Source organism: Eikenella sp. HMSC071B05 (assembly GCF_001811325.1).
Taxonomy (GTDB): domain Bacteria; phylum Pseudomonadota; class Gammaproteobacteria; order Burkholderiales; family Neisseriaceae; genus Eikenella; species Eikenella corrodens.
Genome location: NZ_KV804551.1, coordinates 736,660 through 749,643, shown reverse-complemented (window position 1 = coordinate 749,643; position 12,984 = coordinate 736,660). Strand labels below are relative to the sequence as shown.

16 protein-coding genes are annotated in these 12,984 nt (G+C 51.3%); 1 reads left to right on the top strand and 15 read right to left on the bottom strand.

Translation table 11 applies throughout. The features are described 5' to 3' along the window. Window positions 1-16: 16 nt before the first annotated feature. The 15 genes from HMPREF2796_RS09810 to HMPREF2796_RS09740 all read right to left on the bottom strand — a co-directional run bounded on the left by HMPREF2796_RS09810 (window position 17) and on the right by HMPREF2796_RS09740 (window position 11,847). The gene (locus HMPREF2796_RS09810; protein WP_049258601.1) at window positions 17-445 is read right to left on the bottom strand and encodes a type II toxin-antitoxin system VapC family toxin; all 429 of its coding nucleotides are present in this window, start codon (window positions 443-445) and stop codon (window positions 17-19) included. Then, complete coding sequence (locus HMPREF2796_RS09805) at window positions 442-681, bottom strand: FitA-like ribbon-helix-helix domain-containing protein (RefSeq protein WP_049258600.1); 240 nt, start codon at window positions 679-681, stop codon at window positions 442-444. Before HMPREF2796_RS09805 ends, HMPREF2796_RS09810 begins: the two co-directional genes overlap by 4 nt. Before the next feature lie 127 nt (window positions 682-808). Beyond that, complete coding sequence (locus HMPREF2796_RS09800; RefSeq protein WP_141749195.1) at window positions 809-1,099, bottom strand: hypothetical protein; 291 nt, start codon at window positions 1,097-1,099, stop codon at window positions 809-811. 164 nt (window positions 1,100-1,263) lie between these two features. Next, entirely contained in the window at window positions 1,264-1,809 is a 546-nt protein-coding gene (locus HMPREF2796_RS09795; RefSeq protein WP_070633243.1) for a hypothetical protein, read from the bottom strand. After that, entirely contained in the window at window positions 1,787-2,887 is a 1,101-nt protein-coding gene (locus HMPREF2796_RS09790; RefSeq protein WP_070633242.1) for an AcaB family transcriptional regulator, read from the bottom strand. Before HMPREF2796_RS09790 ends, HMPREF2796_RS09795 begins: the two co-directional genes overlap by 23 nt. Window positions 2,888-3,239: 352 nt before the next feature. After that, window positions 3,240-3,707 carry a hypothetical protein gene (locus tag HMPREF2796_RS09785; RefSeq protein WP_070633240.1) on the bottom strand — a complete coding sequence of 156 codons (468 nt, stop codon included), beginning with the start codon at window positions 3,705-3,707 and terminating at the stop codon, window positions 3,240-3,242. Between the two features lie 146 nt (window positions 3,708-3,853). Next, on the bottom strand, window positions 3,854-4,795 hold the full coding sequence (locus HMPREF2796_RS09780; protein WP_070633238.1) for a hypothetical protein: 942 nt from the start codon (window positions 4,793-4,795) through the stop codon (window positions 3,854-3,856). Window positions 4,796-4,799: 4 nt separating this feature from the next. Further along, on the bottom strand, window positions 4,800-5,297 hold the full coding sequence (locus HMPREF2796_RS09775) for a hypothetical protein (protein ID WP_070633236.1): 498 nt from the start codon (window positions 5,295-5,297) through the stop codon (window positions 4,800-4,802). Window positions 5,298-5,310: 13 nt separating this feature from the next. Continuing rightward, entirely contained in the window at window positions 5,311-6,063 is a 753-nt protein-coding gene (locus tag HMPREF2796_RS09770; protein WP_070633234.1) for a hypothetical protein, read from the bottom strand. Further along, window positions 6,060-6,662 (bottom strand): DUF2857 family protein, encoded by a 603-nt coding sequence (locus HMPREF2796_RS09765; RefSeq protein ID WP_070633231.1) that lies wholly within the window; start codon window positions 6,660-6,662, stop codon window positions 6,060-6,062. The genes HMPREF2796_RS09770 and HMPREF2796_RS09765 overlap by 4 nt, the downstream gene beginning before the upstream one ends. Next, window positions 6,655-8,271 carry a ParB N-terminal domain-containing protein gene (locus tag HMPREF2796_RS09760; RefSeq protein ID WP_141749194.1) on the bottom strand — a complete coding sequence of 539 codons (1,617 nt, stop codon included), beginning with the start codon at window positions 8,269-8,271 and terminating at the stop codon, window positions 6,655-6,657. Before HMPREF2796_RS09760 ends, HMPREF2796_RS09765 begins: the two co-directional genes overlap by 8 nt. Further along, window positions 8,268-9,188, bottom strand: coding sequence for a ParA family protein (locus tag HMPREF2796_RS09755; RefSeq protein ID WP_218042256.1), 921 nt, complete (start codon window positions 9,186-9,188; stop codon window positions 8,268-8,270). Before HMPREF2796_RS09755 ends, HMPREF2796_RS09760 begins: the two co-directional genes overlap by 4 nt. A gap of 156 nt (window positions 9,189-9,344) precedes the next feature. Beyond that, the gene (locus HMPREF2796_RS09750) at window positions 9,345-9,824 is read right to left on the bottom strand and encodes an FKBP-type peptidyl-prolyl cis-trans isomerase (protein ID WP_070633229.1); all 480 of its coding nucleotides are present in this window, start codon (window positions 9,822-9,824) and stop codon (window positions 9,345-9,347) included. Window positions 9,825-10,317: 493 nt separating this feature from the next. After that, on the bottom strand, window positions 10,318-10,533 hold the full coding sequence (locus HMPREF2796_RS09745; RefSeq protein WP_003823211.1) for a hypothetical protein: 216 nt from the start codon (window positions 10,531-10,533) through the stop codon (window positions 10,318-10,320). A gap of 90 nt (window positions 10,534-10,623) precedes the next feature. Further along, on the bottom strand, window positions 10,624-11,847 hold the full coding sequence (locus tag HMPREF2796_RS09740) for an aspartate kinase (RefSeq protein WP_070633227.1): 1,224 nt from the start codon (window positions 11,845-11,847) through the stop codon (window positions 10,624-10,626). A gap of 341 nt (window positions 11,848-12,188) precedes the next feature. Here HMPREF2796_RS09740 and HMPREF2796_RS09735 point away from each other — a divergent pair, with 341 nt between their 5' ends. Next, window positions 12,189-12,800 (top strand): class I SAM-dependent methyltransferase, encoded by a 612-nt coding sequence (locus HMPREF2796_RS09735; RefSeq protein ID WP_070633513.1) that lies wholly within the window; start codon window positions 12,189-12,191, stop codon window positions 12,798-12,800. The last annotated feature ends 184 nt before the right edge of the window (window positions 12,801-12,984 follow it).

Genomic DNA, 12,984 nt, shown 5'->3' with positions numbered 1-12,984 from the left:
CTGTCAAGTGGGGTATTTACCCAGCATCAAACAGCCAAGGGTTAATTACCGCCAAACCGGCTGCTTCAAACGGCGAGGTATCCCGGGTTGCCACCATCAAACCGGCGGCATGGGCGGTAGCGGCAATATACCCGTCGGCTGCCGATACCCCCCGGCCCCGACGGCGGGCAGCAGCCATCAATTCGGCATACGATATCGCTGCTGCGCCATCAAAAGGCAGGATACGCCCCTCGAACAGGGGTAGTACCGACTGCTCCAGCCCGTTATGCAGCACTTGCCGCTTCCTGCCTTCCGGCAGTACGGCAATGCCGTAGCGCAGTTCGGCCACCGTCACGGCCGACAGATAAAGCGTTTCGATCGACTGGGCATCCATCCAGCGCACAACGGCAGGATCGGGCTGCTGCCGAAGGGTCTCGGAAATGACGTTGGTATCGACTAAAATCATTCGAATGACACCGGTTGTGCGACGGAAGGATCACGGACGGTTTCCAAATCCACCCCGCCGGCCTGCCGGCCCAAACCGGTCAGCAGCGAGCCCAATTTAACCCGCCGCTCGGGACGGGCAGCCTGCTCCAGAATCAGACGGATTTCCGCCTCGGTGCTGCGCCCGGACAAAGCCGCCCGAGCTTTCAGGGCACGGTGAGTTTCATCAGACAGGTTGCGGATGGTAATGGCGGCCATGACAGACTCCTTTGCGGGAATACGGAATGCTGAAATGCTATCATTTTTTAAAACTGATAGCAACCATACTGAACAGCAACCAACCACGGATCGGATGGTTTGTTAGGCTATGGTTTAATTATTCTCATCATTTTTCTTCTGATTTTATCTTATATTCTAATGCACTGATAACAGCCATTGTTTTTCTTAATAACCTGAAACCTCTCACAACCATATACCCAAAAAATAAACTAAATCCAAGAAGCACTAAAACAAATGGCAATACCCATTCATCACTATTTAACTTAATAATTCCTAAAATAAGTGACAATATCGATATAATCTCCATTAATAATGCAAATCTATAATCTTTCTTCAAACCATCTCTTAGTTCATAGGTTTTAGATAATAATCCATTCAGATTTTCTTTTTCTTCCATGATGTACTCCAAATTATGATAAGTCTTAACCTCTGTTATTGCTGTTATACTGCACAAACCCATAATTGCCAAAAAACGTACTTAGAATAAATATTTTATCTATCTTTTCCTAATCCAATTATTTCTATCTGAACCTCAATGTCCTGTGTATCTTTATGTTCCTTTCACTTTGTACCAACCACCACCGAAACTGGAATATTTTGTGACGCCGACATAAACTCCAACTCATTCAGAAAAGCATAATCTGATTTCAACTGCTCCAGCATCCGTTTTACTTCATCATGGTACTGCCTCATGGCTAGGTGCACACGCATATGCAGCAGCCTTTCGTCATATGAGGCATTGGCGGCATCTAATTGTGCTGCAATAGTTGCCCAATCTGTGATGTCTTTTCGTTGTTTACCGATATATTCCGCCCAACAAATACTCGGGACGTGAAAGTCTTTGTTGGGGTATGCCGGCAAAGAGGCATGGTTTATCGGTGTGGCGCGATAGGCCACGCGGCGCACCAGACCCATTCGCCGAGCTGACTGCACAAACTGCTTGGCTTCACTTACCAGTCGATATACTTCTCCCTCGATGGAAGCAATTTCCACTGCTACAGCCGTCGGTGCCCTAACCTTCAATTGGCCACACTCTGCATCCTTACCATCAGAAAACAAATCGCCCATAACTGCCTCGAAGTTATCATTTATCAACAGCCGGAACATTGGCAGCTGCTTCAGTTAATCCTAATTCGAATGCGGCAGTTTTCAATGCAGCCAACGCTACCTCATCGGTTATGACTTGCTCAATAAACGCATAGGCCGGTGATACACGATACAACAGCACTGCTTCTGGTAATGGCGGTAATGCTCTAGCAGTCACGGCAGCAGACAGTTTGGCTGACATTTTCGGATCGTCCAGCAGGGTTTGTCTCGTTACTCCCTGGATTTGCCGCATTTTCATGGCGGCCGTATACAGTCCTTGTAGCAAGGAACGTATCCTACGGCCACCTTCGTAAATAATCCGATTGCTTTCAGTGTTACTGGTCAAACCTTTGCTGCCCATCGTTAGAGCTAAACGCACCAACATATCGTAGGACATCAAAAGTTGCAATAACCTGAAACCATACCCACGCATGGAATCTATCTTGATCAATAGTGGGTCACGATTAGCCATGACAGCAATATGGATGCCGGTGGCCGCGTAATCAGCAATCTGCTGCCTCATCTTCCCGGTTTCTTCTTCTAGGTAAGTTGCCACTGCCGCCAAATCCTGCTCAAAAGTCAGAAGTTCAGCGTGAGCAAATGGATTATCCTGTTTGGCTGCACGTACTAGTTCGCCGGATAGTGCCATACCGTAGCGAATACCTGGCCAACGGTGGCTTTTACGGTCATTTTGTCCTTCCCACATTCGCACTGCATGTTTGGTCTGCAACTCGAAGGTATCGCCGCTGCCGCTCAGCTTACCCATGTCATCGAAAGCCTGGTCTTCAGATAAATAAACCTCGTAATCGTCCAAATTAATCGAAGAGGGAGAGCGGGAACGTGCCCGCCCTGAATGAATACGTAAACGCATGATGTACTGCTTCAGCAACAATTCGTGTTCTGCCAATATTGCCAAATCGGCAGCATCGGTTCCGTCGCCATCTCCATTGGCAGTAGCCGCCAAGCGAGAGCGCTCCCGCAACCAGTCGTAGCCGTTTGAGAATACCGATTGCTCAGATGTTGGGAAGGGAGCATCGAAAGTTTGGGCCACTTGAATGGATTTTGGTTTGATAACCAACTTCTGTTTGTTGCGGGACATGCTGAATACTCCTATCTGTTGTGCGGTTGGTGACCGCAAAATAAAGATTAATATTTTCGGATCCGGTTACTAAGTTTTGGAAAAGTGAGTTGTGCTCTAAGCTACTGGTTTGTGACCAGTGGTCACAACTGTCGGGCGGCCTGGTTTAATACAAGCATGATTTCTGCCTCAGGGACTTTGGGAAAGATCCTCTTCTTTATTGGCGTTGTCATCCCACCAATTCTAGTTTGTGACCAGTGGTCACAAATGCCAGTTCGCTTGGATTATCGTTGGCCCAGTTCCCCCTTACCCTTAAAAGGCTTTTGTCGCACAAAATATCCTTACGGCGAGCTATTAAAGCCCATCACCTGCACTAACTGCTATTTTCTGTAGATCGTATTCCAACTGTACGCAATACCGAACGACGTAAATCTTCCGTGTTAGTGGTACGTTTTACATCATTACCTGCTGTATTACCTGCTGTCGCAGTACCCTGCTTTTGCAGTGATTGTTCCTGCTCCAACCTGAATTGCTCCCAAGCTTGTTGTTTTTCTCGTTTCTCACGTACTAACGGAGCCAAGATGCAGAGTAATTCGCCAGCAGCAGCTTTGCGACAGAGTACGGTCAGTAGGCCGAGAGGGCTGGTTACGGGTTTGGTTTGGCCAGCGATCTCGTCCAATATCTCCTGCAAGGTTTCGCTGGTGGCGTCAGATAAAAGTTTGTCGAACAATTTGCAGCTTTGAGTTTTTAGGCTGCTACCAAAATTCTGTGGGTAAACTAGGCCGTCGAAGCGGTTTTGTGTTGAAATGGTGGCGAGGTTTTCATCTTGCGAAGCAGACACTCCCCCTACATCTGCCGCTAACCCTACCGCTTGCCTGTTTGGGTCGGAGGTTATGTTGTAGTTGTTCCCGATAGGGAACTGGGGGTAATCACAATCTATAATAATTTCCCCTTTTGTACCTTCCGTATTTTCTTCTTTGTAGTTTCCTAATTTCCCTTTTTGTTATTTCTGTTCTCTTGTTTTGTGACTACTGAAGTAGACTCAACATTGGCGGGATATTCCTGAAAATGCACTCCTGTATTATCCCTTTTGTCATTTCTGTGATAATCAACGGTATAGAGGTCTGATTGCATTTCAGACGAAGCCAGTGTGGGCGTGGTGTTTCGCTCGTCACAGACACTCTGTTTTAGTGCTGACCAGATGGCTCTACCATTGAGAAGGGTAAAAATACGGCGTGAGGCGAAGAAATGTTTTTCGATAATGAATTGCATGTTCTTCAGCTTATTGCGGGCAGTCAATTGGGTTTTATAGGGCAACAATAAATGGCGCTGCCAAGCATGGATATCAAAGCTGACGAACCAGCGTTCCTCCGAACCCACCCCTTTGGCCACGCTCTGTTGCATGATAAAGGAAAGCATGATGGCCGAGTGGACACAGCCGGTCAGGGTAACCAAATCTCGATGGTAAGCGATGCGTTCTTTGAAATAACGCAGGAAGAATAGATCGGATGGTTGCCGGAAGGTAGCCAAATCAATAGCCGAGTCAGAAGGACTGCCGTTAGCACGGCAGAGAGCGTCGGCTAAGGTTGGTAAATTTACCCGCATTTCTAGCCGGGCACCGAAGCCAAAGCGGCGCGTTTCGATTAAGTTGCGTTCCAGCAGTTTCTGTTTGCAGGTACCCTGTTCGCGCTTGTTCAGACCGGTTTCTTCCTCCATTTGGGCAATGGATTTGAACAGCCAGCCGTCTCGTTCTATCACTGATACACCGTGTCGTGTCCAATAGATTAGTTGCGACAGGAACACCGCTGCTTTAATCGAACCAGTTACGTCAACTAAAGATTTGTAAACGGCAATAGTTCGCCCGCCCTGCAAGGCCTGCTTGCAGCGCATGATATCGCGATTGAATTGGGCAGGGGCGGGCAGTTTCACAGTATTACCTTTTACTGCGTCGCATGGCATCGTCTATGGCTTCGCGTTCGTCGCCGCCTTCGCCTGCCGGTTCGTAGCCGGAAATCCAATAGGCCTCGTTTAACACGCAGCGTTTCTCCGCCAGAGGTTCACCATCATCGTCTACCTCTTTATCGGTAAATGCCACGCTGCTGGCACGGATCAGCCAGTCCAAGCGTCGGCTATCCTGCATAGCTTGCTCCAAACGCGGGTGGAATCTCAAAATGTCGCTGTCGTCATCCACGATTTCCTGACAGGGGGAAATCAGTACGGATAAAGCCGCCAACAGCCATTCCAAATTACAGTCCTGATACAGGCGGCATAATTCGTCCAGCACGCCGGGTTTGTCAGCGTCGTCTAGCCATGCCGGTTCGCCGTATTGGTCGAGCTTGCCGGGATGGTAGCCCAGCGCTGTCAGGCTGAGTGCCCGAGCCAGCTGCAAGGCGGCAGTAATATCTTCTTGTTCGGGGCGCATGATGTTCATACCCATTCACCTTTCACACTGTCAGCGACTGCATATAGCTGTCACTTAGTTCCGCCAGCCGCTGCAAACTGTAACGGCAGTGGCGTATACGTGGGAAACCGTCATATTTAGTTTCCAATACACCGATATTGCGCAAGTCTTCAGCGGCTCGCCGCTGTTCGGTACGGCTCAGAAAAGTACGTTCGGTAACCACTTGCTCCGGTAACGGCACCCATGGGCTGTAAGCCTGTCTATCGGCCAATGCGGTGTGGGGTGTATCTGCCTGTACTGCTGCGAGGAGCAGGCAGGCTTTGAAAGATAGGTCATGATGCAACAGCGTTTTTAGATGTAGGCGGTTGAGCGACACTGGTGCAGCTGCAATAGCGCACAGTGATAAATCTGCATGCTGGCGTAGCAGGCTTTCCAGTTTATCTCCGTTCAACCGGTACATTGACACACCGATATCACGCTCGTTGGTCAGGATGCCAGCATTCAGCAAGGTATCGCGTACCTTGTACCAACGTCCTCTTCCCAATCCGGTTTCCTGTCGAACAATATCTTCGTTCAGACTAACCCATTCATCCGGACGGTAACGTTCGATATAGCAGCTAAGGAAATAGCCAGCTGTCACTGAATCTAAAGCTTGGGCGAATTGCACCACATAGGTAACTGGTTCTTCCCACAATGCAGCTAAGTAGGCGGTATTGCGGATGTCCAAATACGGGTATCCGCTGCCGAACAACTCAGGCGGCAGAGTGGCGACTAGTTCGCTGGTTGCGGGTTTCACGGGCAGCCTCCTTCAATAGCGGCAACTGTGCTGTACAGCTGACCAAGCGTATAGTCTGGATAGAGTTCGGATAAGCGCTGATAACGTAGGAAGGTATCAGGCTCATCAGCCATTGCCTTCCAGTCGGCGGCCACCGATAACTGTGTTTCCAGCGGCAATGCCGGTAATCTGCCCTTGTTGACTGGAATGCACAACCGCTGGCGCATCTGCCGAACGTCATCAGCACAGAGCACCGGGCACAGCAGCAGGATCATGCGGTTGCTGCCGCCGTGGCGGATCAGCCATTCACAGCGTTGCATGTAGTATTGGTGTCGTTTGCGACTACCAATCACTTCATGCACTGCTTTGTCCAATGCGGATGGTGATAGATGGATTTCCGCCGCACCATCCAGCAACCCGGCCACCGCATGCAGCTGCTCAGGTGGTAGGTGTGCCAACAGGTCAAAGGTGTCGGTATATTCGTTCAGGATATCGGCGTTGGTTGCCTGTTCAGCTTTGCTTTTAGGCAGGACTAGTGTGGAAATCAGCAATGCTAGTATTTGGCCATGTAGCGGACAGTGGTTATCCAAACTCAGTCGGTAGGCTTTTGCTTCAAGCATGGCTGCCTCCCGTGTCAAAAGCACGAACAGCGCGCATAGCTGTTAAAATGGCCGCTACAGGCGCGGTATAGGGGGTATCAGCAGTTTGCCACTCCAAAACCCTGTCTAGTAGGTACACCCGTTCGCCGATACCCATCGTGCTGTATTCGTCCAAGATGTCGGCATCCTGATAGGCTGCTCGCACAGCTGAGGTTTTAGGCAGCGTAAGGATAGGATTTTTTGCTTCCATAAAGGCACTGCCCATCAGCATATCTTGACCGGAAACACGGCACAAAAAGGCGAATACGTTACCTGCCTCTTCGTGTAGGTGGTCGATGGCAAATACTGCCTGCGGGTTGGTCTGCGGGATATTTTGAAAATCAGGGTATTCGAGATAGAAGCTGTAAGGGAAAGCTTGGTGTCCGTGAAAGCAGCCTTCCAGCCCCACCATTGATAGCAGGCCGCGTACAGCGTGATGCAGGGCTTGAAGCGCTGTCTCACGGTTGGCATAGAGAGAAGTAGCGGCAGTTGCTATAGCCGAACGGGCATCGTGCCGTTGTGCCACCGCATCGAGCGGCTGCACAACGGTGGTAGTAGTATCCGGTGTAGTTGGCACGTTGGATACCGTCTCAGCCGGTTTGACGGTATCTGCTGCTGTGACAGCAGATTTGATGGTATGGTTGTCGCTTTCAGGTAGTCCCGAATCGGGAGTGGTTTTTGCAGCTTGTTGCCCCTGTATCTGTTGCAGTGCCATATCGCCAAATGTTTCAGCAAAACGCTGTTGCAGATAACGATTCAGGGAGGCTATATCCAGTTCCCGCGTCTCTCTACCACTCTGCTCGATCGCCCATGCGCTCAGGTTGCTGCTCCAGAAACCATCTAACTGTGGAAGTGAGCCAATAGTTTTAAGGGCATCTTGGAATTGATTGTAAAGTTTGCGGATATCAAAGGTCTTGGGATTGGACAGATGCTGCGCCAGTATTCCTAGGTCATTGAGATGATCAGCAGCAAAGAACATCAATCCTAATGTTTTGTAAGATAATGACAATCCATGTGTTAGAAAGAGCTGTTCCAACTCACGCAGACTGAGCCGTTTCTCACTTTCAGCCTGAAACATTCCCCGTATCGCGACATAGGCCTGCGCCTTGTCCCAAAAGCACATCTCCGCACGTTGTTCGTTCTCGATCAGATGGGCAATCTGAATATCAGCTTCCGAGGTGTATTCGGCAAAGATTGCCGGGATGACGGCGAAACGCTCGTCGCCGGTTTCGGCAAATAGTTCCTGTACGATTTTAAGACGGGTGTTGCCGCCCTGAGCCAGCACGAAGCGGCTGTCGCCGGGGCGGCGGGTAATATGTACCGGCTGCTGCACACCGGTTTCGCGGATGGACTGTTTGATGTGGCCGTATTGCTCCGGGTCATGGTGGATACGCGGGTTTTTATCGAAGAAATCGATTTCGTGTATTGATACATTCATAAACAGCCCAGGAAACACATCGTCCTTGGGCGCAATGTCCATTCCAGTTTGCGCTGGAGGAGCGACTAGCAGGCTGGCGAATGCAGTTTCGGCATTCAGCTGCAATTTCGGCCCAGTACGTTTTATTGTGCCAGAACGGTTGCTGCTACTCATGATCGCACCTCTGCTGACATATTATCCGTACCGGTATCGGCTGCTGTTTCTTCAGGCAACAGATTTTCCAGATGTTCGCCGAACAGATGACATTCCACCTGCTGTTCTTGAATCGGCGGGAACAGTTCGTATACCAACCGAATCATCTGTTGGCGGGCAGATTCCGATTTGCCCGAATGCTTCCATTCGTGGCAATGCACTGGAATTCGCAGCGTGGCTGCTTCCTTGTAGGCTTTGGCATAGGGGATTTCTAAAGGTAGTAGCTGTTTTTTACCGTCCAAGCTCTGGTTGAAATAGGCCTTGATGCCCTCGGTAATGATGCGCGCATCTTTAGTGCGGTCGCGGGCATAAATCAACGCCCGCAGCGGTGGAATCGGCAAGTTCATCACCGCGCCATGCGCCAGCCGATCTAAAGCTTCTTGTGTGCCTGAAACGAATTCCCGCGCACTCAGTGTTTCCGGCATGATCGGCGAGAGCAGCAGGTTGGCAGCAAAGCAGGCTGCATCCTGAATCACGCCGACCGAGCCTTTGGTGTCAATTAACACTGCGTCGTAATTCTCGGCAATGCAGGGGTGCACCAGCTTGCTGCGCAGCAGGAAGGCTCGGTCGGGGCGGTTCTGCACCTTGTTTTGCACGTCGTCACGGATATTGTTGGACAGGACAATGTCCAGATTGGGATAAACCGTATTGGAGATGGTCGATTGAATGACGGATTCGTCGTTTTTACCCAACAAGAGTTCTACTACACCGTTTGGTGCACGGTAGTGTATTGGGTAGAATTTGCTGAGCGATGCTTGGGTATCAGTGTCGATCATCAACACTCTGAACCCCATATCGGCCAGCACAGCCGACAAATTGGCGGTTACAGTTGTCTTACCAATGCCACCTTTGGTAGAGACTACAGTTAAAATTACCATAGCAAATATCCTTTTCTATCAAAAGCATATTCGCTTGAGGACAGTTAAAACCTATCGCACCGCATCTATTGAACTTACAGAAAACGAAGTTTCTGCGAAAAGAAAACAGGCAGGCTGCCTTTATGGCAACCCGCCTGATTTGGGCGAATATGATAATTAGTGGTGATGGCCGTGTTCGCCGTGGGCATGACCGTGGGCGATTTCTTCAGCGGTGGCAGGGCGGATTTCGGCCACTTTGCCTTTAAAACGCAGCTTCATGCCGGCCAGCGGGTGGTTGCCGTCTACCACGGCTTTGCCGTCGGCGATGTCGGTTACGCGGTAAACCAGGGTGTCGCCGGTTTCGGGGTCGTCGGCTTCGAACATCATGCCCACTTCCACTTCCACGGGGAATACATTGAGCGGCTCGATGCGCACCAATTCCGGGTCTTGCTCGCCGAATGCGTCGTCGGGAGAAAGGGTTACGTCCACTTCTTCGCCCACGGCTTTGCCGTGCAGCGCTTCTTCCACCCGCGGGAAAATGCCGTCGTAGCCGCCGTGCAGATAAGCGATGGGCTCTTCTGTTTTGTCGATCAGCTGGTTGTTGGCATCAAACATTTCATAATGCAGGGTTACTACGGTGTCTTTTTCGATGTTCATGGCAAGTCTTTCCTGCTTTGGGAACGGTTGGGAAAGTGCCATTTTACCGCATTGGCAGGTTTAGGCAATGCGGCGGCGGCTTGGGCTGAGGTAGGGGAGATTTGCCGACACTCTGTTTGTTTGTATGCACAGTAGTGGGTGGCTGTGGCGAAATGACAGAGGCAGCCTAGGTGTGTCGGGCTGCGGTTTGGTTTGAAGTTTGTTGTTTTCTGTTGATTTGTTTTAGGTTTTGTTGGACTTGAGTAGACCACTAGGTAGTGTACGGGAACAGTGGAAGAGCTTTCAGGTAGCCTTTGGGGCGGCAGGGATAGAGTGGTTTGTGAATATGGTTGGTTTACAAAAAGATAAAGTTTTTTACTCGGAATGCGGGCTAGGGCAGCCCAATAAAAGGCTGCTATAGCAACGTTGGCTTAACTCTTGGCATATTCAAATTGTGTTTTCAGGTAGCCTTTCTGGGAGGCTACCTGAAAATGGTATGGGCAGTGAAAACTTTTTAATCAATCTTCAACAGGGCTTCGATGGCGGCGGTGTATTGCGGCAGGCGTGCCATTTCCTCTTCGAGCTTATGCTGGCTGCCGGAGTTGTTGAGGGCTGTGTCGATTAAATCCAGTGCGGCGGCTGTGGCGAGGATGCGGCGGCGTTTGGCCGGGCTGATGTTTTTCTCGTCGAGCAGGTCGGTGATGTTGCCGAAGTTGCGGTTTTTCATCATGTGTGGTGTTCCTGTGCGGGCTGAGGCTACCTGAAAATGTGCAGGGTAAAAAATGCCCCGCGCCGGGGAGGCTGCGGGGCAGGGTGCTTACTATTGACGGTCGAGGCCGAAGGCTTTGTGCAACACGCGGGTGGCGAGTTCGAGGTATTTTTCATCGATCAGCACGGAAATTTTGATTTCGGAAGTGGAAATCAGCTGAATGTTGATGTTTTCCTCAGCCAGGGTGCGGAACATGGTGGAGGCCACGTCGATGTGCGAACGCATGCCGATGCCGACGATAGATACTTTGCATACGGTGTCGTCGCCGTGGATATCGGCCGCACCGATGCTTTCCTGCACGCTTTGCAGCAAATCGATTGTGTGGCGGTAGTCGCCACGTGATACGGTGAAGGAGAAATCGGTGGTGCCTTCTTCTCCGGCGTTTTGGATAATCATGTCCACATCGATATTGGCATCGGCCACCGCGCCCAAAATCTGGTAGGCGATGCCGGGTTTATCGGGCACGCCACGCACGTTGATACGGGCTTGGTTTTTGTCGAATGCGATACCGGATACAATGGCTTTTTCCATGTTGGGGTCTTCCTCGTAAGTAATCAGGGTGCCTTCGCCGCCATCGGTGAGGCTGCTCAATACGCGCAGGCGCACTTTGTATTTGCCGGCAAATTCTACCGAGCGGATTTGCAGCACTTTGCTGCCCAGGCTCGCCAGTTCGAGCATTTCTTCAAATGATACGGTGTTCATGCGACGCGCTTCGGGCACCACTCGCGGGTCGGTGGTGTAAACGCCGTCCACATCGGTGTAGATTTGGCATTCGTCCGCTTTGAGTGCGGCGGCCAGCGCCACGGCGGAAGTATCGGAGCCGCCGCGCCCCAGCGTGGTGATGTTGCCCTCGGCGTCCACACCTTGGAAACCGGCCACAATCACCACTTTGCCCGCCGCCAAATCGGCACGCATTTTGCTGTCGTCGATGTATTCGATGCGGGCTTTGGTGTGGGAATTATCGGTTTGCACCAACACCTGCCAGCCGGTGTAGCTCTTGGCCGGAATGCCGATATCCATCAGCGCCATGGCCAAAAGGCCGATGGTTACCTGCTCGCCGGTGGCCAACACCACATCCATTTCGCGTGGGTCGGGAAACTCCTGGATTTCGTGCGCCAACGCCACCAGGCGGTTGGTTTCGCCGCTCATGGCGGACACCACTACCACCACGTCGTGCCCTTCTGCACGGGCGCGGGCAATGCGTTTGGCCACATTCTTAATGCGCTCGGGGCTTCCTACTGAAGTCCCGCCATATTTCTGTACCAATAAAGCCATTTGCTTGAATACTCTCTTTACTTTTGAAGCCAACCCGTATCACACATGGCAACGGATTGGCCGAAAATTGGGAAGTGGACAGTTTGCCGATGTATCAGGCAGAGCGGCATTATTGCCAGTTCGGCATAAAAAAACAAGCCTTACATCGCCGAAGCCGTGCCATTACCTAGGGGCACGGCAGTATTCGCGGCAGAACTTTTCCCTTGTTGAGCCAACCGCCGCGCAAAGGGTTTGCTACAATCCGCCTGCCCGAATACGCAAACGGTTACCTGAAAACAAATTGTCTGCCCCTATTTTCAGGTAGCCCCAACCCCCATCAAGGCTATCTGAAAAATTCCACCATGCTCCGCACCCTCAAAACCATCTGGCACGGCCTCACTGCTAAAGGCGCACTCTTTCCCCACCAGCTCGCCTTCACCCTGCTCATCCCCCTGCGCAACTGGGCGCTTTCCCCCGCCGATCTGGTGCGCCGGCTCGAGTTGCAGCCGCAGCAGCGCATCCTCGAAGTGGGCTGCGGGCCGGGCTATTTCAGCCCCGCACTCGCCCGCGCCGTGCCGCAGGGCAGCTTGGTGTTGGCCGATATTCAGCCCGAAATGCTGGCCAAAGCGCGGCAGCGGCTGGAAAAACGCCATATTACCAATGCCGAATACCACCTGTGCAGCGGCAGCAGCTTTCCCTTTGCCAGCGGCTCGTTTCACCGCATCGTGCTGGTAACCGTTTTAGGCGAAGTGGCCGACCAAGCGGCCTATCTCACCGAATTCCACCGCCTGCTCGCTCCAGACGGGCTGCTGTCCATTTCCGAAGCCGCCGGCGATGCGGATAAACTCAGCCGCACCGAGCTTATCCAATTGCTCGAGCAATACGGCTTCACTCCCGTGCAACAATTCGGCAACGAGCGCAACTACACGCTGAATTTCAGCAAAACAGATTTGAGCTTGGCAGAAACCCGCTGAGCTTTCAGGTAGCCGCATCTGTGGAAATCAACAGCGTTGTTTACACTTTCGGCTTTTGCTTGAAGACCCGTTTGAGCAGCTATCCGGCATTGTCAAGAATGTCGATAGACACGGGAAACTCGCTCTGTTCTTGATGATGACGGATAGCTGCCTAAGAATCATTCAAGCAAAAACAAAAGCTGTC

Bases quoted from the DNA above. Each gene is read 5' to 3' on its own strand.
- HMPREF2796_RS09775 (WP_070633236.1), bottom strand. From the start codon at position 5,297: ATGAACATCATGCGCCCCGAACAAGAAGATATTACTGCCGCCTTGCAG.
- HMPREF2796_RS09735 (WP_070633513.1), top strand. From the start codon at position 12,189: ATGCTCCGCACCCTCAAAACCATCTGGCACGGCCTCACTGCTAAAGGC.
- HMPREF2796_RS09765 (WP_070633231.1), bottom strand. From the start codon at position 6,662: ATGCTTGAAGCAAAAGCCTACCGACTGAGTTTGGATAACCACTGTCCG.
- HMPREF2796_RS09805 (WP_049258600.1), bottom strand. From the start codon at position 681: ATGGCCGCCATTACCATCCGCAACCTGTCTGATGAAACTCACCGTGCC.
- HMPREF2796_RS09790 (WP_070633242.1), bottom strand. From the start codon at position 2,887: ATGTCCCGCAACAAACAGAAGTTGGTTATCAAACCAAAATCCATTCAA.
- HMPREF2796_RS09740 (WP_070633227.1), bottom strand. From the start codon at position 11,847: ATGGCTTTATTGGTACAGAAATATGGCGGGACTTCAGTAGGAAGCCCC.
- HMPREF2796_RS09745 (WP_003823211.1), bottom strand. From the start codon at position 10,533: ATGATGAAAAACCGCAACTTCGGCAACATCACCGACCTGCTCGACGAG.
- HMPREF2796_RS09755 (WP_218042256.1), bottom strand. From the start codon at position 9,188: ATGGTAATTTTAACTGTAGTCTCTACCAAAGGTGGCATTGGTAAGACA.
- HMPREF2796_RS09750 (WP_070633229.1), bottom strand. From the start codon at position 9,824: ATGAACATCGAAAAAGACACCGTAGTAACCCTGCATTATGAAATGTTT.
- HMPREF2796_RS09795 (WP_070633243.1), bottom strand. From the start codon at position 1,809: ATGTTCCGGCTGTTGATAAATGATAACTTCGAGGCAGTTATGGGCGAT.
- HMPREF2796_RS09760 (WP_141749194.1), bottom strand. From the start codon at position 8,271: ATGAGTAGCAGCAACCGTTCTGGCACAATAAAACGTACTGGGCCGAAA.
- HMPREF2796_RS09810 (WP_049258601.1), bottom strand. From the start codon at position 445: ATGATTTTAGTCGATACCAACGTCATTTCCGAGACCCTTCGGCAGCAG.
- HMPREF2796_RS09800 (WP_141749195.1), bottom strand. From the start codon at position 1,099: ATGGAAGAAAAAGAAAATCTGAATGGATTATTATCTAAAACCTATGAA.